Annotated in this window: 21 protein-coding genes; 15 read left to right on the top strand and 6 right to left on the bottom strand. The window is 64.2% G+C overall.

Features of this window, described 5'->3' with window-relative positions; all coding sequences use genetic code 11:
- Positions 1 to 48: 48 nt before the first annotated feature.
- Genes SX1_RS17955 through SX1_RS17935 form a run of 5 tightly spaced genes read right to left on the bottom strand, consistent with a single transcriptional unit; the run spans position 49 to position 4,211 of the window.
- A complete protein-coding gene (locus SX1_RS17955; RefSeq protein ID WP_019054126.1) occupies positions 49 to 846 on the bottom strand; it encodes a sulfite exporter TauE/SafE family protein in 798 nt (265 codons plus the stop codon).
- Positions 843 to 2,420: a bifunctional protein tyrosine phosphatase family protein/NAD(P)/FAD-dependent oxidoreductase gene (locus SX1_RS17950; RefSeq protein WP_019054125.1), complete on the bottom strand. Its 1,578-nt coding sequence runs from the start codon at positions 2,418 to 2,420 to the stop codon at positions 843 to 845. Before SX1_RS17950 ends, SX1_RS17955 begins: the two co-directional genes overlap by 4 nt.
- 29 nt (positions 2,421 to 2,449) lie before the next feature.
- Entirely contained in the window at positions 2,450 to 2,863 is a 414-nt protein-coding gene (locus tag SX1_RS17945) for a DUF6691 family protein (RefSeq protein ID WP_019054124.1), read from the bottom strand.
- Positions 2,860 to 3,297, bottom strand: coding sequence for a YeeE/YedE family protein (locus SX1_RS17940; RefSeq protein ID WP_019054123.1), 438 nt, complete (start codon positions 3,295 to 3,297; stop codon positions 2,860 to 2,862). The genes SX1_RS17945 and SX1_RS17940 overlap by 4 nt, the downstream gene beginning before the upstream one ends.
- Complete coding sequence (locus tag SX1_RS17935) at positions 3,294 to 4,211, bottom strand: MBL fold metallo-hydrolase (protein WP_019054122.1); 918 nt, start codon at positions 4,209 to 4,211, stop codon at positions 3,294 to 3,296. The genes SX1_RS17940 and SX1_RS17935 overlap by 4 nt, the downstream gene beginning before the upstream one ends.
- Positions 4,212 to 4,312: 101 nt before the next feature.
- Between SX1_RS17935 and SX1_RS17930 the strand changes: the two genes are divergently transcribed.
- Both SX1_RS17930 and SX1_RS17925 read left to right on the top strand, forming a co-directional pair.
- A complete protein-coding gene (locus SX1_RS17930) occupies positions 4,313 to 4,936 on the top strand; it encodes a peroxiredoxin (RefSeq protein WP_052310922.1) in 624 nt (207 codons plus the stop codon).
- Positions 4,933 to 5,316 (top strand): ArsR/SmtB family transcription factor, encoded by a 384-nt coding sequence (locus SX1_RS17925; RefSeq protein WP_019054120.1) that lies wholly within the window; start codon positions 4,933 to 4,935, stop codon positions 5,314 to 5,316. Before SX1_RS17930 ends, SX1_RS17925 begins: the two co-directional genes overlap by 4 nt.
- A 55-nt stretch (positions 5,317 to 5,371) precedes the next feature.
- Here SX1_RS17925 and SX1_RS17920 read toward each other — a convergent pair whose 3' ends face one another.
- A complete protein-coding gene (locus SX1_RS17920; protein WP_026149899.1) occupies positions 5,372 to 6,208 on the bottom strand; it encodes a YncE family protein in 837 nt (278 codons plus the stop codon).
- A 110-nt stretch (positions 6,209 to 6,318) separates the two neighbouring features.
- On the opposite strand from SX1_RS17920, the gene SX1_RS17915 reads away from it, so the two are divergent.
- The 13 genes from SX1_RS17915 (at position 6,319) to SX1_RS17855 (ending at position 21,824) form a co-directional block, all read left to right on the top strand.
- Positions 6,319 to 7,575, top strand: coding sequence for a glycosyltransferase (locus tag SX1_RS17915; RefSeq protein ID WP_255209791.1), 1,257 nt, complete (start codon positions 6,319 to 6,321; stop codon positions 7,573 to 7,575).
- Complete coding sequence (locus SX1_RS17910; protein ID WP_019054117.1) at positions 7,572 to 8,510, top strand: hypothetical protein; 939 nt, start codon at positions 7,572 to 7,574, stop codon at positions 8,508 to 8,510. Before SX1_RS17915 ends, SX1_RS17910 begins: the two co-directional genes overlap by 4 nt.
- Positions 8,507 to 9,052, top strand: a complete 546-nt coding sequence (locus SX1_RS17905) for a DUF2141 domain-containing protein (protein WP_019054116.1) — start codon at positions 8,507 to 8,509, stop codon at positions 9,050 to 9,052. The genes SX1_RS17910 and SX1_RS17905 overlap by 4 nt, the downstream gene beginning before the upstream one ends.
- A 3-nt stretch (positions 9,053 to 9,055) precedes the next feature.
- Entirely contained in the window at positions 9,056 to 10,231 is a 1,176-nt protein-coding gene (locus tag SX1_RS17900; RefSeq protein ID WP_019054115.1) for a glycosyltransferase, read from the top strand.
- Between the two features lie 120 nt (positions 10,232 to 10,351).
- The gene (locus tag SX1_RS17895) at positions 10,352 to 11,449 is read left to right on the top strand and encodes an endonuclease/exonuclease/phosphatase family protein (protein ID WP_043145970.1); all 1,098 of its coding nucleotides are present in this window, start codon (positions 10,352 to 10,354) and stop codon (positions 11,447 to 11,449) included.
- The gene (locus SX1_RS17890) at positions 11,449 to 12,621 is read left to right on the top strand and encodes a TonB-dependent receptor domain-containing protein (protein ID WP_026149898.1); all 1,173 of its coding nucleotides are present in this window, start codon (positions 11,449 to 11,451) and stop codon (positions 12,619 to 12,621) included. The genes SX1_RS17895 and SX1_RS17890 overlap by 1 nt, the downstream gene beginning before the upstream one ends.
- A 15-nt stretch (positions 12,622 to 12,636) precedes the next feature.
- On the top strand, positions 12,637 to 14,127 hold the full coding sequence (locus tag SX1_RS17885) for a hypothetical protein (protein WP_019054112.1): 1,491 nt from the start codon (positions 12,637 to 12,639) through the stop codon (positions 14,125 to 14,127).
- 149 nt (positions 14,128 to 14,276) lie between these two features.
- Positions 14,277 to 15,413, top strand: coding sequence for a bile acid:sodium symporter family protein (locus SX1_RS17880; RefSeq protein ID WP_019054111.1), 1,137 nt, complete (start codon positions 14,277 to 14,279; stop codon positions 15,411 to 15,413).
- Positions 15,410 to 16,744, top strand: coding sequence for an AtzE family amidohydrolase (locus SX1_RS17875; RefSeq protein WP_019054110.1), 1,335 nt, complete (start codon positions 15,410 to 15,412; stop codon positions 16,742 to 16,744). Before SX1_RS17880 ends, SX1_RS17875 begins: the two co-directional genes overlap by 4 nt.
- Positions 16,744 to 18,093 carry an NCS2 family permease gene (locus SX1_RS17870; protein ID WP_019054109.1) on the top strand — a complete coding sequence of 450 codons (1,350 nt, stop codon included), beginning with the start codon at positions 16,744 to 16,746 and terminating at the stop codon, positions 18,091 to 18,093. Before SX1_RS17875 ends, SX1_RS17870 begins: the two co-directional genes overlap by 1 nt.
- Positions 18,090 to 19,007 (top strand): 5'-methylthioadenosine/S-adenosylhomocysteine nucleosidase, encoded by a 918-nt coding sequence (locus tag SX1_RS17865; RefSeq protein WP_019054108.1) that lies wholly within the window; start codon positions 18,090 to 18,092, stop codon positions 19,005 to 19,007. Before SX1_RS17870 ends, SX1_RS17865 begins: the two co-directional genes overlap by 4 nt.
- 4 nt (positions 19,008 to 19,011) lie before the next feature.
- Complete coding sequence (locus tag SX1_RS17860; RefSeq protein ID WP_019054107.1) at positions 19,012 to 20,595, top strand: gamma-glutamyltransferase family protein; 1,584 nt, start codon at positions 19,012 to 19,014, stop codon at positions 20,593 to 20,595.
- Positions 20,589 to 21,824: an allantoate amidohydrolase gene (locus tag SX1_RS17855; protein ID WP_026149897.1), complete on the top strand. Its 1,236-nt coding sequence runs from the start codon at positions 20,589 to 20,591 to the stop codon at positions 21,822 to 21,824. Before SX1_RS17860 ends, SX1_RS17855 begins: the two co-directional genes overlap by 7 nt.
- Positions 21,825 to 21,842 lie beyond the last annotated feature (18 nt).

The raw sequence follows: 21,842 nt of genomic DNA, 5'->3' as shown, positions 1-21,842 counted from the left end.
TGTCCTTTCACCCGCCATGTAGCAGGCGGGGAGGGGGAAGGGGATTGGTCAGATTGTCATGCCGGGCAAAAAGGCAGCCGCGCTGCGCCAGAGCATGTAGAGGGCGACGATGAAGATCAGCCCGGCAAAGACCATGGTCAGCCGTCCCGTCTTGCCGCCCAGCGTTTCGGCCAGCCGCGTGCCACCAATGCTGCCGACAACACCACCGACCACGAATATCCCAGCGAGCGGCCAGTCGACCAGACCCGAAAAGGCGTAGTTCGCGGCTGTTGTGAGGCCAAAAGCCGTCACCGCGACAAGCGACGTGCCGACCGCCATCAACATGGGCATGCCCGTCGATGCCACCAGTCCGGGCACGATCAGGAAACCGCCGCCAATCCCGAAAAAGCCGGAAAATAATCCCGACCCCAATCCATAGGTAACGACCTTGGGCGCCTTTTCCCGATTGCATTCGGCCCCCGGATTGCCTGGATTGCCGCGCCCTTTCAGCATCAGCACACCGACGAGCAGCATGACCAATGCAAAGAGGAACAGCAGCTTGTCGCCATCGACCATCTTGCCAAAGGTCGATCCGGCGAGCGCGCCTACGATCCCGGCCGCCGCATAGATGCCGCCGCACCGCCATTTGACATGATGCGCGCGGGCATGGCTGGCGAGGCCAGCCGCCGCATTGGCCGCGACAGCCAGAGCGCTGGTGCCGATGGCGACATGGGCGTTGGGCACGCCGACCAGATAGACCATCAACGGCACGGCGAGGATCGATCCGCCCCCGCCGACAAGGCCCAGCACGAAGCCGACCAGACCGCCCGACAGGCCGCCCAGCAGATATTGCATGTTCGTCATCATGACTGCGCGCCGATCAGGCAGGGCTTCACCATCCACTCGCGCCCCTTGAGCATCCCGTGCCAGTAGACGGGCGGCAGGATCGTGTCCTTCAGCAGCCAGGACAGGCGCGAAGGCCGGGTGCCATCGATCAACCAGTTGGGGAAGCTTGGCATCAACTTGCCGCCATAGCCAAATTCAGCGAGCACGATCTTGCCTGCCTCGACCGTCAGCGGGCAACTGCCATAGCCGTCATAGGTCGCGACAGGCGGCTGGCCATCCAGTGTCGCCAGCGCGTTGACCGCGACCACCGGTGCCTGCTTGCGCGCGGCCGCCATGGTTTTGGCATTGGACGCAGAACAGGCGTCGCCCAGAGCGTAAATGTCCGGATAGCGCGGGTGGCGAAGCGTGGCTTCATCCACATCGACGAAGCCAGAGGCCGCCGCCAGCGGGCTATGGCGGATGAAATCGGGGGCCATTTGTGGCGGCACGACGTGGATCATGTCGAACCGCTCGGCCACGCGCCGAACGCTGTCGCCGTCCGCCTGCTCGAAGATCGCGGTTTTGGACGGCCCATCTATTTCGACCAGCTTCGACCCGAAGTTCAGGTTGATGCCGTAGCGCCTGACATAGTCCATCAACGCCGGGACATAGGCGGGAACGCCGAACAGAACTGCGCCCGCCGTATGGAACTGCACGTCGCAATTGCCCAGCATGTCGGCCTTCTCCCAGCGATGGCAGGACAGATACATCGCCTTCTGCGGCGCGCCCGCGCATTTGATCGGCATGGGCGGCTGCGTGAACAGCGCGCGGCCACCCTTGAACTGTTTGACGAGCCGGTTGGTATAGGGGGCCAGATCGTAGCGATAGTTGGAGGTCACGCCGTCATTGCCCAAGGCTTCCGACAGACCGGGGATGGCGTTCCAGTCCAATTTAACGCCCGGACAAACGATCAGCACGCCATAGGAGACCCGTCGGTCGTCATGCAGCACCACCTGCTTCTCATCGGGCAGGAAAGCGCTAGCCGATGCCTTGATCCACGTCACGCCGCGCGGAATGAGTCGCGCTTCCTCACGCCGTGTAAAGCCGCTGTCGAACACGCCCGCACCCACCATGGTCCAGCCGGGCTGATAATAATGGGCCTCACTGGGTTCGATGATCGCAAGGCGGATACCCCGCCGTCGTTTTAGAATGCTGGCGGCGGTCGCGATCCCGGCGCTGCCACCGCCCACGATTACAACGTCATAATGGGCAGCATCCTGACGGAACAATGCCCCCGCCATCTCTGCCAGCTTTTCCGCGCGCGCGCCCGACCGGCAATAGGCAAGCACGGGTCCCGGCAGGCTGTCGAGCGCGGCTCGCATGGCGATGGCATCGGCATCGGTCAGCGCCCCGGCCACCGCAGGAACATAGGCAAAGTCCAGTCCCGCGGCCCGGGCAGCGGCGCCCATCTCCTCTGCCGTCGGCTGATCCGCGCCTTCGCCATCGGGGCGGTTGCACAGGATCGCACGGAAGCCGATCGCCGCTGCTTGCGCGATATCCGCCGGGGTTAGTTGCGCGGTGACACTCAGCGTCGGGGTCAATTGCTTGATGGCCATGATGAACCTCCTCTATCCGGCGCGGCCGGTTATGATTTTATCGTGAAGTGATGGATCGCCATGCCGCCCAGCATGGCCAGCACGAAGGGGGCAGCCGCCGCCGGGGAAAGCGCGAGGCTGGCAATGGCGGGACCGGGGCACAGCCCGCCAATGCCCCAGCCGATACCGAACACTATTGCGCCAAGCGTCAGCTTACCGTCGATCGCGCGCGTGTCGGGCAGAGCAAAAGCGCGGTCCGCAAAGGGGCGGCCGACCCGTCTTTGGACCATCCATGCAAGCGCCATCGGGATCATCGCGCCGCCCATGACGAAGGCGAGCGTGGGGTCCCACGCGCCGAACAGGTCAAGGAAGGCGCGAACCCGCATGGGGTCTGCCATGCCCGAAATGGCAAGCCCGCCGCCAAACAGTGCGCCCGACAATAAGGCAATGATGATCCGCATCATATCATGCCCGTCAGGCGCATGAGCGCCACGGTTGCAAAGCCGCTGCCCATGAACAAGGCAGTCGCCACGATCGATCGGCGGGACAGGCGAGAGAGGCCGCATACCCCATGGCCGCTGGTGCAACCCGATCCCAGCCGGGTGCCAAATCCCACGATCAGACCCGCGACGATCAACAGGCCAGGCGCTGGAAAGGTGGCAGGGATGCCATCTGACAGCAGCGCAACCAGAACCGCGCCGACAGGCAATCCAACGGTGAATGCTATTGCCACGCCGTGCGGCGGGCCGCTGGCAGACAGGCCGATGGCCCGCGCCGCAAGCCCGCTGACCCCGGCGATCCGCCCCAGCCCCAGCAACATGATCGCGGCAGCCAGCCCGATCATGAGGCCGCCGATCAGGCCCGCAATTGGCTGCGCATCTGGAAACCCCGCTATCATAGCTGGTTAACCGGGATTTTGAGATAGGTGACGCCATTGTCCTCGGGCGGCGGCAGATGGCCTGCGCGCATATTCACCTGCACCGACGGCAGGATGAGGCGGGGCATGTCGAGGGTGGCGTCGCGCGCTTCGCGCATGGCGACGAAATCATCCTCGCTCACGCCATCATGTGCGTGGATATTGGCGCGGCGCTGTTCGGCGACCGTGGTTTCCCATGCATAATGATCGCGCCCTTCGGGCAGATAATCGTGGCACAGGAACAGCCGGGTTTCCGGTGGCAATTCCAGCAGGCGACGGAGCGACCGGAACAAGGTGCGTGCATCGCCGCCGGGGAAGTCGGCGCGGGCCGTGCCATAATCAGGCATGAACATGGTGTCGCCCACAAACGCTGCGTCGCCGATGACATAGGCGACGCAGGCCGGGGTGTGGCCTGGGACATGCAGCACCGTGACCGCGATATTGCCGATCATGAACTGGTCGCCATCGGCCCACAGATGGTCGAAGTCCGACCCGTCACGCTGGAACGCCGTACCTGCGTTGAACAGCGCGCCAAAGGTGTGCTGCACTTCGCAGATATGCGCGCCGATCGCGATCTTGCCGCCCAGTTTCTGCTGAAGATAGGGTGCCGCCGACAGATGGTCGGCATGGGCGTGGGTTTCCAGATGCCAGTCGACGCTCAACCCCTGCGCTTCCACATAGGCGATGACCGGTTCGACCGCTTCATGGCCCGTGCGTCCAGTGGCGGGATCATAGGTCAGCACGCTGTCGATCACGGCTGCGCGACGGGTTTCGGCGTCATGCACCACATAGGTGAATGTGAAGGTCGGCGCGTCGAAGAAGGCCTTGACCACCGGCACTCCGCTTCTGGCGACACTGACCTGTACAAAGGCTTTTTCAAGTGCGGGATCGGTCATGCGACTCTCCTTCAATTTCACATTTACACATACCATGTATTTATATAATATGAAATCGTCAAGGGGTTGCAACACGCCTCTGGCAGTTGCAGGAAAGCGCCATGAATGATGTCACGACTGCCCGCCCGATCCCGCTTCGTATCGGTTCCCCCGCACCCGATTTTCGGGCGCGCTCGACAATGGGCGATTTCCAGTTGTCGGCGCTGCGGGGACAGTGGGTGATTTTCTTTTCCCATCCGGCTGATTTCACGCCGGTGTGCAGCACCGAATTTGCGGCCCTTGCACGGCGGCAGGCGGACTTTGCAGCGCGCGACTGCCGGTTGGTGGGCGTGTCCGTCGACAGCCTTTATTCCCATATCGCCTGGGTCCGGGCGCTGCGCGATCTGTTCGATGTAGAGATCGACTTCCCGATCATCGAAGACCCCAGCATGGCCGTTGGCCGCGCCTATGGGATGATCGACGAGGATGCGGCGGACAGTATGACCATGCGGACGACCTTCTTCATCGACCCGCAGGGCGTGATCCGCGCGACCACGGCCTATCCCCACAATGTCGGTCGATCCGTGGATGAAATGCTGCGCCTGCTATGCGCGTTGCAACGGGTCGATGGCGGAACCAGCCTGACGCCGGAAGGCTGGATGCCCGATCAGCCCGTCTTGCTGCCGCCTGCGCAAGGCACCGACGCCGCGCCCGATTGGTTCTGCCGGATGGCGCCCCAGTCATGACCGCGCTCTACCAGGATCGTGATGCAGCTGCGGCTGCTGCGGACAAGATCAAGACATTCGCCCAGGCCCAGCGCCTGATGATCCTGTCCTGCCTGCTGCGCGGCGAGTATAATGTCGGGGAAATCGCCGACATCACCTCCATCGGCCAGCCAGCGCTCAGCCAGCAGCTGGCCGAACTGCGCCGCGCCGACCTCGTTCAGACGCGCAAGGAAGCCAAGCAGGTCTGGTACAGGCTGGCGGACGAGAATGTGGCGCTCTGCGTACGCAATATCGAGGCGATGTTCGGCTTCGGTGGTAGCCCGGTTTTACCCGTTGCAAGTCCCACGACAATATCGGCGCCAGCAGCCGAAGGCGTGGCCGGTTTCGCCCGCATTCTTTGAAAACAAGGCTTCGGCCGGTCGAAGATGAAAGCGCATGATGCGGTAGGCAGGGCGTCTAGTCCGGCTTGTCGCCATTCCATCGGATGTCGCTGGCCGCGATGATAGACTGGCCGCGCATAATCGACCAGAGGCGATGGGGTGTCTTGGGGTCCCAATCGATCGCCTGCCCCTCCGTCGCGATGGGGATGGTCGCCAGCAACTCCAGCGTCGATCCAGCGCTTGGCAGGCGCATGACATAGAGTTCGGGCCGGTCATGCCCCGTGACATATAGTCGCCCGTCCGGTCCCCAGCTCATGCCCGAACAGCTGAAAGGCGCAAAGCGCGCCAGCACCTCTGCCGGGAACAACCATCCCCGCAACTGCCGGAACTGATCGTCAAGCTGTACGAGGGTCGTGTAGCGATGGTCGCGGTCGGCTTCCCTGCCCTTACCGTCATAATTGGCGAACATCGCCCACCAGGTCCCGTCATGCCGATCAAGCGCGGTCAATGATCCTGGCCCCATGCCCAGGCTGATGCTGCGTATATGGCGCAGGCTTTTGGTATCGAAGATTTCGACAGCGCTCGTTTGTGGCACCGCCGGATAGTTGGACGCGGCGCATATCAGTTCACGGCCTACCACCGTGCAGCTGTTCATATGCGCAAATAATGTCCGGTCGCCCTTCCACTGCGCGATGCGCACGCCATCGCTGATCCGATATTTGCCGATCCGGTCATTGTCGATCGCATAGATATGAACGCCATCGGAAGCGACGCCCTGCCGCGCTTCTTCTGCCTCTATGCGCAGGGTCACCGGCGCACTGTCGGCAGGGACAGCTGGCTGCGCTGCGCCCTGAACGGCAAGCAGCACTGGCAAAAGGAGAGAGACGAGCATCTCCACCCTATATGCCGACATTTGTGACGGCTTCATGATCGGCGCAACGATGACAAGCGGTTCGTCCAGCCTTCATCATTCCGTCACGAATAATGCATCAGCCTGTTATGAATATCCGACATGGGCGGGTCATGCACTGCTCTCGTCCGCCGTTACCGCCAAGCGACAATGCTATCGTCGGCAGCAACCGTGAAGCGGCTTTGTCACCGCGCGTTCTGGTCTTTCTGCATGGGCCCGGCCCCGGTGGGGTCGAACGCATTGCGCTGCGGCTGATCAAGGGTTGGCGGCGGGACGGGATGGATGTGCGCTTGCTCCTTGGCAGCCCTGAAGGGTCGATGCAGCATGAAATGCCGCCCGGCGACGTCACCCAATATCTTCCGTCCTGGCCGTTGATCGGCCGACGCCTGGCCAGCCTGCGCCTTTTGGTCGCTACGGCGCGCGCCATCGATGCGTACCGGCCCGACATTCTGTTCTGTGCTGGCAATGTCTATGCGATCGTGGCCGTGCTGTTGAAATTGCGGCTGGGGCGGCGCTGCCCGCTCATTCTGGCCAAGATCAGCAACGACCTGATGCGATCCGACATGCCATGTATCATGCGGCCCTTTTATCGGCTTTGGCTGCGTATGCAGGGCAGGGCGATCGACCATTTTGCCGCCCTGTCCGATCCGATGGCACAGGAAGTCGCAGCACGGATGGGCGTTGATCATGCGCGCGTGCATGTCGTGCCCAATCCGGTGCTGGCGCTGGCCGATCTCGATGGTGTTACGCCATTGCCATCATCGCCGCTGCCGCGCCGGGGCAGGCATTTCGTGGCGGTGGGTCGGTTGGAACGGCAGAAAAATTATCCGCTGATGCTGCGCGCTTTCGCGGCGGGACGCGGGCCGGACGACAGGCTGACCATTTTTGGACAAGGGCGCGCGCGTGACGGGCTCGAACGTCTGGCCGCCCGTCTCGGCATTGCAGGGAAGCTTTGTTTTGCCGGATTCAGCGCGGATGTCCGACGCCAGTTGCCGGACCATGACGTGTTGCTGCTGTCATCCCGCTATGAAGGGCAGCCGGGCGTGGTGGTCGAAGCGCTGGCATGCGGCCTTCCGATCATCGCCACCCGATGCTGCGCCAGCATGGCGCCCCTGCTTGACGATGGCGCGCTCGGCACGCTGGTCGATGGCGAGGATGAAGCGGCGTTCGCTAATGCCATCCGTGCCGCGCACAGCGATATGCAGGATCGTCCGCGCGCCAGCGCAAAGGCAGCGTCGTTCACCATCGAACGCGCCGTGCCAGCCTATCGCGCGCTTTTCCGTCACATGCTGACCCAGTCCCCGCGCCAGCGCCACGCCGCGCTTGCCACGCTCCATTCGCAATCCCCTCTGGAGGCGCAGCTGTCATGAGCCAAGCCGATACCCTTGCCCCGCTGATCAACCCGCAGGGTGCGCGCGCCATATTGGACCCGACACCGCTGGTGCGGTCTGGCCGCAACTGGACGGCATGGTTCGGTCCGCTCATCTCCTTTGCAATATTGGCGGTCGTATTCGTCCAGATCGGCTCCTTCGATTTTCACAACCTTGTCGCGATGCTGCCGCGAACGCCGCTCTTCTGGTTGCTGTTTGCCGTGACATACAGCCTGACGCCGGTGTGCGACTGGGTCATCTTCAACCGATTATGGTCGATACCAGCCGGTGGCCTGTCGGCCTTGTTTCGCAAGCGGATCAGCAACGAATTGCTGCTTGGTTATCTTGGCGATGTCTATTTCTACGCATGGGCGCGGCGGCATGTGACGATGGCCGGATCGCCCTTCGGCGCAGTCAAGGATTCAGCGATATTGTCGGGCGTGATGGGCAATATCGTCACGCTGGCGATGCTGCTCTTCACGCTGCCGCTGCTGTCATCGCTGCGGTTGGCGATGGACGGGCGGGCGCTGGGCATTTCGCTCACCATCCTTGTGGCGACTTCCTTTGGCCCCATCCTGTTCAGCCGCAAGGTTTTCAGCCTGCCCTGGCCCGAACGGCGGATGGTGGCGGGGGTGCATCTGGCGCGGATCGTCGCCAATGTGCTGCTTTATGCGACATTGTGGCACCTGCTGCTGCCCGATGTGGCGCTGAGCTGGTGGTTCATGCTCTCGACGCTGCGGCTGGTCCTCTCCCGCCTGCCGATGGTGCCGAACAAGGACGTGCTGTTCGCAGGGGTAGCCGTTTTCCTCGTCGGGCGTGAACTGGAAATTGCCCAGGTTCTGGCCGTGATCGCCAGCCTGCTGCTGGCCGCGCATCTGCTGGTCGGATTGATCCTGGGCGTGAGCGGGCTTGTGAAACAGCGGAGGCAGGCATGACAATTTCGGCCCTTTGGACGATCGGCATCATCGCCGCCGCGGCGGTGCCGACCATTCCGTCGACCCCGGATCTGGGCAAGGCGGAGGCGCGCTGTCGCCCCGGCGAGAACGGCCCTTCCCTACTGCTGGACATAGTCGGGCTGAAGGATCGCGAAGGCCGCCTGAAGGCGGAAGTCTATCCGGCCAATGATCAGGATTTTCTTCAGGACGACAATATCCTGATTTCCCAGGGCAAGACATTCCGCCGGGTGGAAGCGCCGGTCGAGCAAGTTGCGACGCAAAATGGCCATGTGGCGCAAATTTGCATCCGTGTGCCGGGGCCTGGCCGTTATGCGGTCAGCGTGCTGCATGATCGCGACGGCAATCGGAAATTCGGGCTATCAGTCGACGGCGTTGGCTTTGGCGGCAACCCGAAGCTGGGCATGGGCAAGCCCAAGGCCGCGGCCGCCACGATGATCGTCGGCAGCGGGCCGACGCGCGGGCGGATCATCATGAATTATCGCCGGGGATTATTGTCCTTCGGCCCGATCAAGGCGCTTTAGGTCATGCGGATCGTCGACATTTGCGCCTTTTACGCGCCGCAGGGCGGGGGCGTTAAAACCTATGTCCGGCACAAGATGCTGGCCGGGCCTGCACGCGGGCATGAAATCATCATTCTTGCGCCAGCGGCGCAGGCGCATGTGGAATATTTTGGCGATCATGGGCGCATCGAATATGTGCCCGGCCGCCGCTTCCCACTCGACGGACGCTATCATTATTTTCATGATGAAGCGGCCCTGCACGCCCGGCTGAACGCGCTGCGCCCCGATCTGGTGGAGGCATCGACGCCATGGGGGAGCGCATCGATGGTCGCCAACTGGCGCGGCGATGTTCCACGCAGCCTGATCATGCATGCCGATCCACTGGGCAACTACGCCTATCGCTGGTTTCGCAGCCTTGCCAGCCGCGAACAGATTGATCGCGGATTTGAATGGTTCTGGCGGCATTTGCGGCGTCTGGATACGCGCTTCGATCATATCGTGTGTGCGAGCGACGAACTGGCGACACGGCTTGTAAATGGCGGCCTGCGGCATGTCGTCACCAATCGAATGGGGGTGCAGCCCGGCATATTCTCGCCCCGTCACCGCGACCCCGATCTGCGGCGAAGGCTGCTGCGATGGTGCGACCTGGATGAGGATGCGCTGCTGTTGTTCGGTGCCGGGCGTCACGCCCCGGAAAAACGATGGCCGATGATCATCGAAGCGGTAACGGCGTGTGGCTTCGATCGCCCGGTCGGCCTCGTCATTGCTGGCGATGGTCGCGCGCGCGCCAGCGTGCAGCGCGCCGCAGCGGACAATCCGCATGTCCGGCTGATGGCGCCGATCACGGACCGCCATGGCTTTGCCAGCTTGCTCGCCAGCGCCGACGCGCTGGTCCATGGCAGCGAATCCGAAACCTTCTGCATGATCGCGGCAGAGGCGCGGGCCAGCGGCATTCCGATGTTCTTGCCCGATGGCGGGGCAGCGGCGGATCATCTGGTGCCGGGCGCTGGCCATCATTACCGCGCGGCCGACGCATCCAGCCTGGCGGCGGCCATTCGCCTTTTCCTGGCGCAGGGGCCGTCCGGTCATCTGGCCAATGCCAGCGCTGCCGCCATCGATACGCGCACCATGGACGCGCATTTCGCCGACCTGTTCACCCTCTATGAAGCGACCAGACGCAGCCTGCCGATCGCTGCATGACAATTACTGGTCGGTTCAGTGACGCCGCCGCCATCCAACTTTCATCATATTGCAGTGCGGAAGAAACGCGCACGACTCATTGGCGAGCTAGGAGGACGCCAGCCAGTGGGGGGCATCATCATGCATAAGACTTTGCGAGCCATGCTGTTTGCAGGGCTGGTCAGCTTCGTTGCAACCGGATCGACCAGCAGCAACCTGCCAGACCGCCTGAACATGGTGCAGGCATTGCCGGATGGCGGCAATACGACTTTGTCCATGATGACATATAATATCAAGGGTTTGCCCTGGCCGCTCGCGGTCGACCGGGATGCGGCGCTGGTGCGGATCGGCACGCGTTTGCGCGCCCTTCGGCAACGGGGGCATCAGCCGCATATCCTGTTGCTACAGGAAGCGTTCACGCCGCAAGCGGCCGAGCTTGCGCGCTCGTCCGGCTATCGGCACATGACATTCGGGCCGGATCGGCAGATGCGTTCGCCGATTGCGCCAAGCGCTGCGGATCAGGCGTTTCTTGCTGAGGCCCGCTGGGATCGCGGCGAGGCGTTGGGGAAGCAGACCGACAGCGGCCTCATCATCCTGTCCGATTATCCCATCCTGCGCGTCCGACGCCTGGCCTTTCCGGATTTCGCCTGCGCCGGGTTCGATTGCCTGGCCAACAAGGGCGTCGTGATTGCCGATATGCAGGTGCCCGGCGAAGCGGAACCTGTCGCCATCGTCAATATCCATCTCAATGCGCGCAAGGCGTCGGGCGTTTCTGTGAGCCGATCGCTGGCGGCCTATGCGCGGCAGGTCGATCTGACCGCCCGTTTCATCGCCAGCGCGGTCCCGCACACCCGGACATTGATGATCGGCGGCGACATGAATATTGGCGGCAATAGCGATCGCAGCCGCATCTTCTTCGACGGCTTTGCTCGCCATGGCCTGTCGTTCGTCGCAGCGAGGCAGGGCGGCGCGCAGCTGGCGCTCGATCAGGCGACGATCCCGGCACCGCAGGCACGCGCGGACCTTAAACATGCGATGCAGCGCCGCAAGGACTGGATCTTCGCGCGCGCGGGGCGCGGCTCATCGCTCGTCGTCAGGGGCGCGCATGTGCCGTTCGGATCGGAGCCTGATGGGCAGCCGCTCTCCGACCATTTCGGCTATGTCATATCCTATGACCGTCAGCGCCCGCAGTTGGCGTTGGCCGATGCCCCTGCCGCCAGCGCAAGCGATCATCGCTGATGCGCGGACGGCATCTACTAGCTTTGGCGATGGTGGCGTTGCAGGGTACCACTGCAGCGGCACAGGACAAGATCATCGATCAGAGCATCAGCTATGTGCTGAAGCCAGCGATATGGCGATCGCCCCTTGTGCAAGCGCGTAGCACCACGCCGGATTATGGCCTGATAGGCGCGATCCGCCCGCTTTCGGGTGACGAGCCGGATCATGTCATGGCCCTGCGACTCCAGCGCCAGAGCCGCCGGTTCGTCGCTGCGCAGGCAGACACCGCATGGCCATTAAATGCACGGGGTTATGATCACCGCCCACGCAGCCGTACCAGAATGCTCCTGGTCGATGATCATTTTGCCCTTTCCGATCAGATAGCGATGACGCTCGGCTTTGCCGGGGTGAAGGTCAGCAACCGCAATGCCAATGTGACGATCGGCAGCGGTGACGATCGGCTGCGCGCACATGACTGGTTCATGCCCCATGCCAGCGTTCACTTCCGTCCCATCCCGGCACTCACTTTGTCGATGGACTATAACGAAGCCATGCGCGCCTATGGCGATACCGGCTTTACCGGACCGCTTGGGCTTTCCCGGCCTGATTTCGAAGCGTTGCGCCGATCCTTGCGGCCTGAAAAGAGCCGTGTCGCGTCGGTAGGCGGCCAATGGTCGGGCGGCGATATGACGGTCACGACCAGCCTTTATCGCGCCAACGTCCGCAATGGCCTGTCTTTTGCGCACCGGGCCTATCTGCCGGTCAATATCGGGTCCGCCAGCCTGTTGGGCGTGAAGATGATGGCCCGGCACCAGTTGACGCCGCAGATCGACTGGTCCGTCCGCTATCAGCAGGCGGCAGTTGAAACCATGACCGGGCGATCCGTGCAGGAACGGGAAATGACCCTGGCCGCCGCCTGGACTGTCGGGCCGTGGCGCGTCGCGGCGCAGGGATCGCATACCGGTCGTGCGGCGCTTGCGCTGCCAGGTGCCCAGCAATCGCCGCTGCGTGCGGAAGGCAGCATCGAATATGCGCCGATGCAGACGGGTTGCCGGCGTTTGCGCCTTGCCGCGCGCTTCATCAATCCCAGCCGGCTTGTCAGCAACGGCGCCTTTGGCCCTGCGCCAGCGGGGAGCGTCCATGCGGTCGATCAGGCGCGGGCCGTGATGTTCAGCGCTGACATGGGCTGGTAAGCGTCCGCCCCTGTCATGACCAAGGCCGTGCGCGCCCACCCGCTCTCTATTTTCCTTTTGGTGCTCGCCGTGCTGTTGGGCATCGCGGCGTTCCGGCCGATCGACCATGATGAAGGGCAATATGTCGCCGCGGTCGCACTGATGCGATCGGGTCTGCCCTATCGTGATTTCGCCTATCTCCAGACGCCGCTGCAACCGCTCACCTTCGCGCCGCTGGCATGGCTGTGCGAGGGCTGGCTGTTTCTTGCCCTGCGCGCGGTCAATGCCTTGTGCGCGGCGGGAGCGGCGGCCCTGCTATTTCGGGCCCTGTGCAGGGAGGGCGGATCGTCGCGCAACGCCGGGATCGCAACCGTGGCGCTCGTCACCTGCCATGCTTTCCTGTTTGCTGCGACAGTCGCGCGCAACGATGCCTTGCCCTTGCTGCTGCACATGGGGGGCCTCGCGCTGCTGCTGGACGCGCTCGGTCAGGCTCGCCGCCCATCGTCTTACATGCTCGCCGGGCTGTTGCTGGGGGCTGCGGCATCAGCCAAGATCAGCTATGGCCTGCCCGCCGCCGCCATCGGCTTGTTCGCGCTGCTGAACATGCGCCGGGTTGGCCCGATGAACGTCCTTGCTCTGGCGGCAGGCGGGATGGCCGGGGGATTGCCCACCCTTATCCTGTGGGGAATCGCGCCAGACGCCGCCTGGTTCGGCATTATCGACTATAGCCTGAAGGCACCATTGGAATGGCAAATGCTGAACCAGCGGGGCTATATGGTGGAGACGCCGCTCAGCGCAGTGCGGCTGCTACGCTTTCTGGCGCAGGGCCCGGCCCTATTTGCCCTTATCATGATAGGGATGTCACGCCTTCAGCATGGGAAGTCTTCCATGGCGAAGGAACTGCTGCACTTCATGATCTTGGCGGGATTGGTCGCTGCGTGGCTGCCCCGACCCATTTATGCCCAATATCTGGTGCCGTTGCTGCCAGCGCTGTTTCTCCGCTTCGGCTTGATGCTGGATGACCTGCGCTGGTCGCGCCCCGCGATCACCGTCATTTTGATATTGTGCATGGGGGCAGGGGTCGCCGAAACGGCAATCCGCATGGCCCCGAACGTCGCAAGCGCCGACAGTCCCATCCTTTCGGCAACGATGGACGCTCATGCGATCGGGCGGATCGTGCGCGCCGCCGGTGTGACTGGTCCGATCGTCAGCCTGACGCCGGAACGGGTCGCCGACAGCGGGATTAGGCTCGATCCGCGCTTCGCCGCAGGCCCGTTCCTGTTCCGCACGCGCAACCTGCTCACCCCGGCGCAGCGGGCCGCATTTCATGTCTTGAATGGCGAAAGCGTCGCGGAAGGCCTGACCCGCTATCCGCCCGCAGCGATCGTGACGGGTCAGGAAAGCGCGCCTTCGCCTGCCAGTCCCCAGGGTCTCGAATCGCCCCTGATCGCCTGGGCCAAGGCGCATCGTTATCGCGCCACGGTGCTGCCATCGGGCGCGGTCACGCTATACCTCCGACGGGAATGATGTCAGGCGATCATGGCTCTCATTCGCCATCCGTCTGGTGGCGACGTGCCGCGCGGGCATGTTTCACCCTGGGGTAAGCGCTTTTTTGCAACGATCCGTGCAAGTCATTCTATTGGATCGGTAGGGCAGGATCGGCCTAAAGGGGGGCCATGGTCCGCCTGTCCAAGCCTTCCTTCCTGCCAGACCCGTTTCTGCTCTGCCTGATCGCGACGGTGGCAGGGGCGTCTTTCGCACCGGTGCGCGGCGCGGCCATACCCTGGGTGGAGGCAGCGACGGACTTTGCGATCGCGTTGCTGTTTTTCCTGCACGGGGCAAAATTGTCGCGCGCCGCGGTGCTTGCGGGGGCGGGCAACTGGCGGTTGCACCTCTATGTGCTGGCCTCGACCTATATCCTTTTCCCGGCGATTGGCCTCAGCCTCGTCGCCCTTTTGCGCGGCTATGGCGATGGTTTGCGGCTGACTGGCCTCCTCTATCTCAGCCTGCTGCCATCGACTGTCCAGTCCTCGATCGCCTTTACAGCCATAGCGGGCGGCAATGTCGCGGCGGCGGTGTGCAGTGCATCCCTGTCCAATATTGTCGGCATCATCCTGACGCCGCTTCTGGTCGGCCTGTTCATGGCGGTGGACGGCGGCGGCAGCGGCTTTTCCTGGCATTCGGTGCAGGCCATCGCGCTGCAATTGCTGGTGCCTTTTCTGGCGGGCCATCTGTTGCGGCCCTGGATCGCCGCATTCATCGATCGCCACAAAAAGCTGTTGATGCCGGTCGATCGCGGGTCGATCCTGCTGGTCGTCTATACAGCGTTCAGTGCCGCCGTGGTCGGTGGTATCTGGTCGCAGGTGGGCATTGCGGACCTGTTGCTGCTATTGCTGCTCAGTCTGTTGATGCTGATCATCGTAATGGGCGCGAATCTGGGGCTTGCGCGCCTGGTCGGCCTGCCGCGCGCGGACATGATCGTCTTGCTGTTCTGCGGGTCCAAGAAAAGCCTGGTGTCGGGCGTGCCGATGGCAGGCGCGCTTTTCCCCGCAGCACAGGTTGGCGTCATCATCCTGCCGCTGATGATCTTTCACCAGATCCAGCTGTTCCTCTGCGCCGCGCTGGCGGGGCGCTTTGCGCGAGGCGGCGCAAGGCTTCAACGTCCGGCGCTGCCGCGCACCGGGGCAGAGATTGAGGGCGCTGCGCAGAGGCGGGGTATGACCATCGGTAAACCCTGCATGGCGGGCGTCAGCGCCAATCTGGCGCTGCTGGATCGTCATGCCGACACCTTGTTTGCGGCTGGAAAAGCGTGAAGCAGGCCGTCGAGATCGCCGCCGCTGTCCGGTCGGGACAGACCAGCGCCATGGCCGTGCTGGAGCAATGCCTTGCCGGATTGGCGGCCGAAGGCGGGCGACTGGTCGCGGTGACGCGCATTCTGGCCGATCGCGCCCGGTCGGAGGCAGCCGCCGTCGATGCCGCCATCGCGGCAGGGCATGAAGCCGGACCATTGGCGGGCGTGCCCTATGGCGTGAAGGATCTGTTCGATGTGCGCGGCCTGCCCACCACGGCCGGGTCCAGCCTTTATGCCGATGCGCCGCCAGCGCAATCCGATGCGGAGGCCATATGCCGCCTGCGCGCTGCCGGGGCGGTGCTGGTCGCGACGCTCAACATGGACGAATTCGCTTATGGCTTCGCCACCATCAACGCGCGGCACGGCACGACCCGCAACCCCCATGCTCCTGACCGGCTGGCTGGCGGATCATCGGGGGGATCGGCGGCGGTAGTGGCGGCGGGGCTTCTGCCCTTCTCGCTTGGCTCCGACACCAATGGGTCGATCCGCGTTCCCGCCAGCCTGACCGGCATTTACGGCATCAAGCCCAGCCATGGCGCGCTGCCGATGGGCGGGGTATTCCCCTTTGCCGACAGTTTCGACGATATTGGCCCCTTCGCCACCTCCGTGGCGGATATGCAGTCCATCTGGGATGTGCTGGCCGAAAGCCAGGCAGCGCAGTTCGATCCGATCCGCGTCGCGCGATTGGGCGGGCGGTTTCGTGACAATGTCGATCCCGATCAGATCGCCGCGATGGATGCCATTGCGCCCGACGCACCCCTTGTCGAACTACCCGACATTGCCCGCGCGCGCTCTGCCGCTTTCCTGATCACCGCAGCGGAAGGCGGCAGATTGCATCAAGAAGCGCTCACCCGCGACGCAATGGCGTTCGATCCTGCCACGCGGGACCGGCTGATCGCAGGGGCGCTGTTGCCCGACGCCCTCTATGACGCGGCGCAGGCGTTTCGCACGGAATATCGGCAACGCATCGCCGACATCATGGCGGACTATGATGTGCTGCTGGCCCCCGCAACGCCCTGTCCCGCGCCGCTGATCGCCGATCCGCAGATATTGATCGACGGCGCGCTGTCGCCAGCCCGCGCAGACCTGGGCATTCACAGCCAGCCGATCAGTTTCACCGGCCTGCCATCGCTCAGCGTGCCGCTGCGCCGTCCGGGTCGCTTGCCGCTGGGGCTGCAATTGATCGGCAGGGAAGGGGGCGAAGCGACATTATTCCGTTTCGCCGCCCTATTGGAAGACAAGGGGCTGACCGGCATAACATGGCCAGCGGGCGCATATCAGGGGGACGCATAATGACGGACGTGGCGGTACAGCCGGGGGCAGGGGGGCTCGAACGCTATTTCGGCCTGTCGGAACGGGGAACGTCGGCCCAGACGGAGGTGCTGGCCGGTTTCACCACCTTCCTGACCATGGCCTATATCGTGCTGGTCAATCCCGCCATATTGGGACAGGCGGGGATGCCGATTGCAGCGGTGGCGGCGGCGACCTGTTTTGCGGCGGCCTTTGGATCGATCCTGATGGGGCTGGTCGCCAACACGCCGCTGGCGCTGGCGCCGGGCATGGGCCTCAACGCCTATTTCAGCTTCACCGTGGTGCAGCAGATGGGCGTCCCCTGGCCGGTTGCGCTGGGTTGTGTGTTCATTTCAGGGATCGCCTTCCTGATCCTGACGCTGACCGGCGTACGGCAGATGATCGTCGCGGCCATACCGATGCACCTGTTTGCCGCAGTTGCGGGCGGGATCGGCCTGTTCATCGGGTTTATCGGCCTCAAAAATGCCGGGATCATCGTCGCCAATCCTGCGACGTTCGTGGCATTGGGCGACTTGAAGGCACCGGGTGCGGCGCTCGCCCTGTTCGGCCTGCTGGTCATCGGCGTGCTCAGCGTCTGGAACGTGCGCGGCGCGATGCTGATCGGCATCGTCGCGACCACTTTGGTGGGATGGCTATGTGGCCAGGTCGTCGTCAACCCGGAACCCTACAGCCTTGACGCCCTGACCGGCACCGCCTTCCAGCTTGACCTGTCGGGCGTGTTCGGCCTGACCGGCAGCCATGGGCTGGGCCTCCTTGAAATCCTCTTCGTCTTTCTCTTCGTCGACCTCTTCGACAATATCGGCACGCTGGTCGCAGTGACCAAGCGAGCGGGACTGATCGACAAGGCGGGTCGCATTCCCGGCCTCAATCGCATCCTCATCACCGACGCGGCGGCCACGATCGTCGGATCGGTCGCAGGGACCAGTACCGTCACCTCCTATGTCGAAAGTGCTGCGGGCGTGCAGGCGGGCGGGCGCACCGGGCTGACCGCTGTGGTCACCGGCCTATTGTTCCTGGCGACCATGTTCGTTGCCCCCTATGCCCAGATCGTCCCGCTGGCCGCGACCGCGCCCGCGCTCATCGTCGTGGGCGGGCTGATGCTGTTGCCGCTGACTGAAATCGAGTGGGAAGACCCGCTTTCGGCCATTCCCGCCTTTCTGACCGTGGCGATGATCCCGCTCACTTTCTCGATCGCCAACGGCCTTGCCTTTGGCATCACGGCCCATGCGATATTGAAGCTGCTGCGCGGCACGGCGACACGCGCTGACTGGTTCCTGTTCCTGCTCGCTGGATTGTTCGTTGTCCGCTTCATCTGGATGAGCGCAGCATGATCCGCGCGCTCTTCCTCGCCCTTTGCACGCTGTTGCTGCCCCTGTCCGTGCAGGCAAAGCCGCTCGACCGGACCCCGCGCACCGTGGTCATGACCGCCTTTGCGCCAGAATGGGATGCGCTGGCTCATACCGTCGCCAAGCCCCGAACCTATAAGGTCAACGGCCTCACTTTCCTGACCGGCACCATGGCGGGCAAGCCGGTGCTGCTGATGCAGAGCGGCGTCAGCATGGTCAACGCCGCAATGAATACCCAATTGGTACTGGATCGTTTCACGGTGAAGCGGATCGTCTTTTCCGGCATCGCAGGCGGGGTCGATCCGGCCCTGTCGATCGGCGATGTCATCGTCGCGGAAGATTGGGCGCAATATCTGGAAGTGTCCTTCGCGCGCCAGACGCCGCAGGGCTGGGTTGTCCCCGAACCTGTCGATGCCGACGCGCCGCCGCCCTTTGGCATGATGTTCCCGCGCGGGGTGCGGCTGGGCAATGCGACCGACGCGCCGCGCCGCCATTATCGGCAGGCCGTCGATCCGGCATTGCTGGCGATCGCCCGCAAAATCGCGCCGGGCCTTACCCTGCGCCGTTGCACGGAAGGGCAGACGACCAGCGCAACCTGCCTCGCGCATGAACCCAAAATCGTGGTTGGCGGCACGGGCGTCAGCGCCGGGGTCTATGCCGACAATGCCGAATTTCGCGACTATCTGGCCAAGGCATGGAACGCGCGCGTTCTGGACATGGAAAGCGCGGCGGTGGTGCAGGTCGCCTATGCCAATCAGGTGCCGGTCATCGTGTTCCGCAGCCTGTCCGATCTGGCCGGGGGAGACGCGGGCGCGAACCAGATGACGACGTTCATGGCGCTGGCATCGGTCAACAGCGCCGATGTCGTGCGCGCTTTCGTTGCTGCACTGCCGGACTAGGACGATGGCGCTTTCCACCATCAGCGGCACGAACGGCATGGTAACCGCCCCCCATTTTCTGGCGGCGCAGGCGGGTTGCGATGTGCTGAAGGACGGCGGCAACGCCGTTGAAGCTGCCGTTGCCGTCGCAGCCACGCTGGCTGTCGTCTATCCCCACATGACCGGCATCGGCGGAGACAGTTTCTGGCTGGTTGCCGAGCCGGATGGCGCGGTCCACAGCGTCCATGGCTGCGGCGGGGCCGCAGCGCGCGCAGACCTTGGCCTCTATGCCGGGATGGACGCGGTGCCGACGCGCGGGCCGCTTGCCGCCAATACGGTGGCGGGAACGGTGTCTGGCTGGGCGGCGATACTGGAAAGCGGCGGGGGCAGGCTGCCCCTGTCCCGTCTGTTGCGCGACGCTATCCACCATGCCGATACTGGCGTAGCGGTGACCAGCGGCGGCGCGACCATCGCAGCGGCCAAGGGCGCGGAACTGCGCATCCAGCCCGGCGCCTATGCCGCCATCTTCGAGCCGGAAGGCCGCCCCTTGCGGGAAGGCGACAGACTGCGCCAGCCTGCCCTTGCCACGACGCTGCGACGCATCGCGGACAATGGCCCAGCCGATTTCTACGCCGGCGCGCTGGCCGATCTGATCGCGCTGGATCTGGCGGAACTGGGCAGCCCGGTCGGTCGCGACGATCTGGCCGCGCATCAGGCAAGCCGACCCACGCCGCTCAAGACCCACATCACCGGCATCGACCTCTACAACAGCGCGCCGCCGACGCAGGGCTTTGCGTCGCTGATGATCCTCGCCTTGTTCGACCGACTGCGCGCGGCGCAGGCCGACGGCTTCGATCATGTCCACGGCCTGGTAGAGGCGACCAAGCAAGCCTTCCTGCTGCGCGATACCCATGTCGGCGACCCCGCTTTCCATGATTTCGACTATCAGGGACTGCTCGATGATCCCGCCGCGCTGGACGCCATCGCCGCCTCGATTGACCCGGCCTGCGCCTTGCCCTGGCCTCGCCCGTCGGCGCAGGGGGACACATGCTGGTTCGCCGCCGCAGACAAGGACGGGCGCATGGTAAGCGCCATCCAGTCTACCTATTTCGAGTTCGGATCGGGGCTGGTGCTGCCGCTCACCGGCATCACCTGGCAGAACCGGGGCAGCAGCTTTCGTCTGGCGGCGGACGGCTGGAACGCGCTTCGGCCCGGACGCAAGCCGTTCCATACGCTCAACCCGGCGCTTGCCCGTTTCGATGATGGGCGCGTCATGGCCTATGGCACGATGGGCGGGGAGGGGCAGCCCCAGACGCAGGCTGCGCTCTTCTCTCGCTACGCCCGTTTCGGCGTCGATCTCCAGCAGGCGATCAGCGCGCCCCGCTGGCTGCTTGGGCGGACATGGGGCGAGAACAGCACGACATTGAAGCTGGAGGACGGGTTCGACGACAAGCTCTACACCGATCTTGCAGCGGCGGGCCATGATGTCGAGCGGGTCGGGCCGCTGACCGCGATGATGGGCCATGCCGGAGCGATCGTTCGCCATGGCGATGGCCGCCTGGATGGGGCGACCGATCCGCGCAGCGATGGGCAGGTCGCGGCATGGTGAGCGGAGGCGCAAGAGCGGTGGCGCGCTGCGACGCCCTGGGCGTCGCGCCCTATAGCGACATGGCGCATGGCCTCTATCGCGGCTATCTGACCCCGGCCTATGCCGCGGCGCAGGAAGCGCTCGCCGGATGGATGGCGCAGGCGGGCATGGCCGTGCGCCGCGATGCCGCCGCCAACCTCATTGCTCGCTATGAAGGCACGTTGCCCGGCGCGCCCGCTCTGCTCATTGGCAGCCATCTCGACAGCGTGCGCGATGGGGGACGCTATGATGGGCCGCTTGGCATCATGCTGGGTGTAGAGGCCGTGGCGGCCCTGCACCAGACTGGCCAGCGCCTGCCTTTCCCGATCGAAGTCATCGCTTTTGGGGATGAGGAAGGGTCTCGCTTTCCCGCCGCCATGCTCACCAGTCGTGCCGTTGCCGGGACGTTGGCTCTCGACGCACTCGATCTTGTGGATGGGGAGGGCGTGTCGCTGGCGCAGGCGGGCGTCAACCTGTCCGACTATCTGTCCGCGGCCCGCGCGCCCGGCTCGACCCTTGCCTATCTTGAAGCCCATATCGAACAGGGGCCGGTGCTGGAGGCCGAGGGACTGGCCGTCGGGACGGTGACCGGGATCGCCGCCCAATTGCGCTATCAGGCGATCGTCAAGGGCATGGCCGGTCATGCGGGCACGAGTTCGATGCCGCTGCGGCGCGATGCGCTGGCTGGCGCTGCCGAAATGATCCTGGCGATCGAGGGGATCGCCCGCGCCGATGCGTCCGATCTGGTCGCGACGGTGGGACGGATAGAGGCGATGCCGGGCGCGCCCAATGTCATAGCAGGCGAAGTCCGCTTCACGATCGACATAAGATCAGGTGACGCGGCGCGTCGCGATCGGGCGGCGGAATCGATATGCGATGCGCTGGCCGGCATAGCCGATCGCCGCGATCTCGATTTCGCGATCCAGCGCGTCCACGACCTGCCCGCCAGCCCGTGCAACGTGGCGCTCATGGACCTGATGGACGCCGCCATCGCGGCTGTGGGGCATCCGGTCCGTCGCCTCGTATCGGGGGCGGGGCATGACGCCATGGTCATGGCAGCGCTCTGTCCTACGGCCATGCTCTTTATCCGTTGTCGGCACGGTATCAGCCATAATCCGGCCGAACATGTCGACCCCGCCGACGTTGATGTGGCATTGCAGGTCATGCTTGGCTTTATCGACCGATTGGGAGCGACATTTGACCCCGCTTGATCCTCTGTTCTTTGGGCT

It is taken from the genome of Sphingobium xenophagum NBRC 107872, from assembly GCF_000367345.1.
GTDB classification, from domain to species: Bacteria; Pseudomonadota; Alphaproteobacteria; order Sphingomonadales; family Sphingomonadaceae; genus Sphingobium; species Sphingobium xenophagum.
The sequence above is the reverse complement of the archived record's forward strand: the minus strand, read 5'-3'. Positions and strand labels throughout refer to the sequence as shown.

Coding starts and splice junctions, on each gene's coding strand:
- SX1_RS17955 (WP_019054126.1), bottom strand. CDS start 846: ATGATGACGAACATGCAATATCTGCTGGGCGGCCTGTCGGGCGGTCTG.
- SX1_RS17950 (WP_019054125.1), bottom strand. CDS start 2,420: ATGGCCATCAAGCAATTGACCCCGACGCTGAGTGTCACCGCGCAACTA.
- SX1_RS17945 (WP_019054124.1), bottom strand. CDS start 2,863: ATGATGCGGATCATCATTGCCTTATTGTCGGGCGCACTGTTTGGCGGC.
- SX1_RS17940 (WP_019054123.1), bottom strand. CDS start 3,297: ATGATAGCGGGGTTTCCAGATGCGCAGCCAATTGCGGGCCTGATCGGC.
- SX1_RS17935 (WP_019054122.1), bottom strand. CDS start 4,211: ATGACCGATCCCGCACTTGAAAAAGCCTTTGTACAGGTCAGTGTCGCC.
- SX1_RS17930 (WP_052310922.1), top strand. CDS start 4,313: ATGAATGATGTCACGACTGCCCGCCCGATCCCGCTTCGTATCGGTTCC.
- SX1_RS17925 (WP_019054120.1), top strand. CDS start 4,933: ATGACCGCGCTCTACCAGGATCGTGATGCAGCTGCGGCTGCTGCGGAC.
- SX1_RS17920 (WP_026149899.1), bottom strand. CDS start 6,208: ATGTCGGCATATAGGGTGGAGATGCTCGTCTCTCTCCTTTTGCCAGTG.
- SX1_RS17915 (WP_255209791.1), top strand. CDS start 6,319: ATGCACTGCTCTCGTCCGCCGTTACCGCCAAGCGACAATGCTATCGTC.
- SX1_RS17910 (WP_019054117.1), top strand. CDS start 7,572: ATGAGCCAAGCCGATACCCTTGCCCCGCTGATCAACCCGCAGGGTGCG.
- SX1_RS17905 (WP_019054116.1), top strand. CDS start 8,507: ATGACAATTTCGGCCCTTTGGACGATCGGCATCATCGCCGCCGCGGCG.
- SX1_RS17900 (WP_019054115.1), top strand. CDS start 9,056: ATGCGGATCGTCGACATTTGCGCCTTTTACGCGCCGCAGGGCGGGGGC.
- SX1_RS17895 (WP_043145970.1), top strand. CDS start 10,352: ATGCATAAGACTTTGCGAGCCATGCTGTTTGCAGGGCTGGTCAGCTTC.
- SX1_RS17890 (WP_026149898.1), top strand. CDS start 11,449: ATGCGCGGACGGCATCTACTAGCTTTGGCGATGGTGGCGTTGCAGGGT.
- SX1_RS17885 (WP_019054112.1), top strand. CDS start 12,637: ATGACCAAGGCCGTGCGCGCCCACCCGCTCTCTATTTTCCTTTTGGTG.
- SX1_RS17880 (WP_019054111.1), top strand. CDS start 14,277: ATGGTCCGCCTGTCCAAGCCTTCCTTCCTGCCAGACCCGTTTCTGCTC.
- SX1_RS17870 (WP_019054109.1), top strand. CDS start 16,744: ATGACGGACGTGGCGGTACAGCCGGGGGCAGGGGGGCTCGAACGCTAT.
- SX1_RS17865 (WP_019054108.1), top strand. CDS start 18,090: ATGATCCGCGCGCTCTTCCTCGCCCTTTGCACGCTGTTGCTGCCCCTG.
- SX1_RS17860 (WP_019054107.1), top strand. CDS start 19,012: ATGGCGCTTTCCACCATCAGCGGCACGAACGGCATGGTAACCGCCCCC.
- SX1_RS17855 (WP_026149897.1), top strand. CDS start 20,589: ATGGTGAGCGGAGGCGCAAGAGCGGTGGCGCGCTGCGACGCCCTGGGC.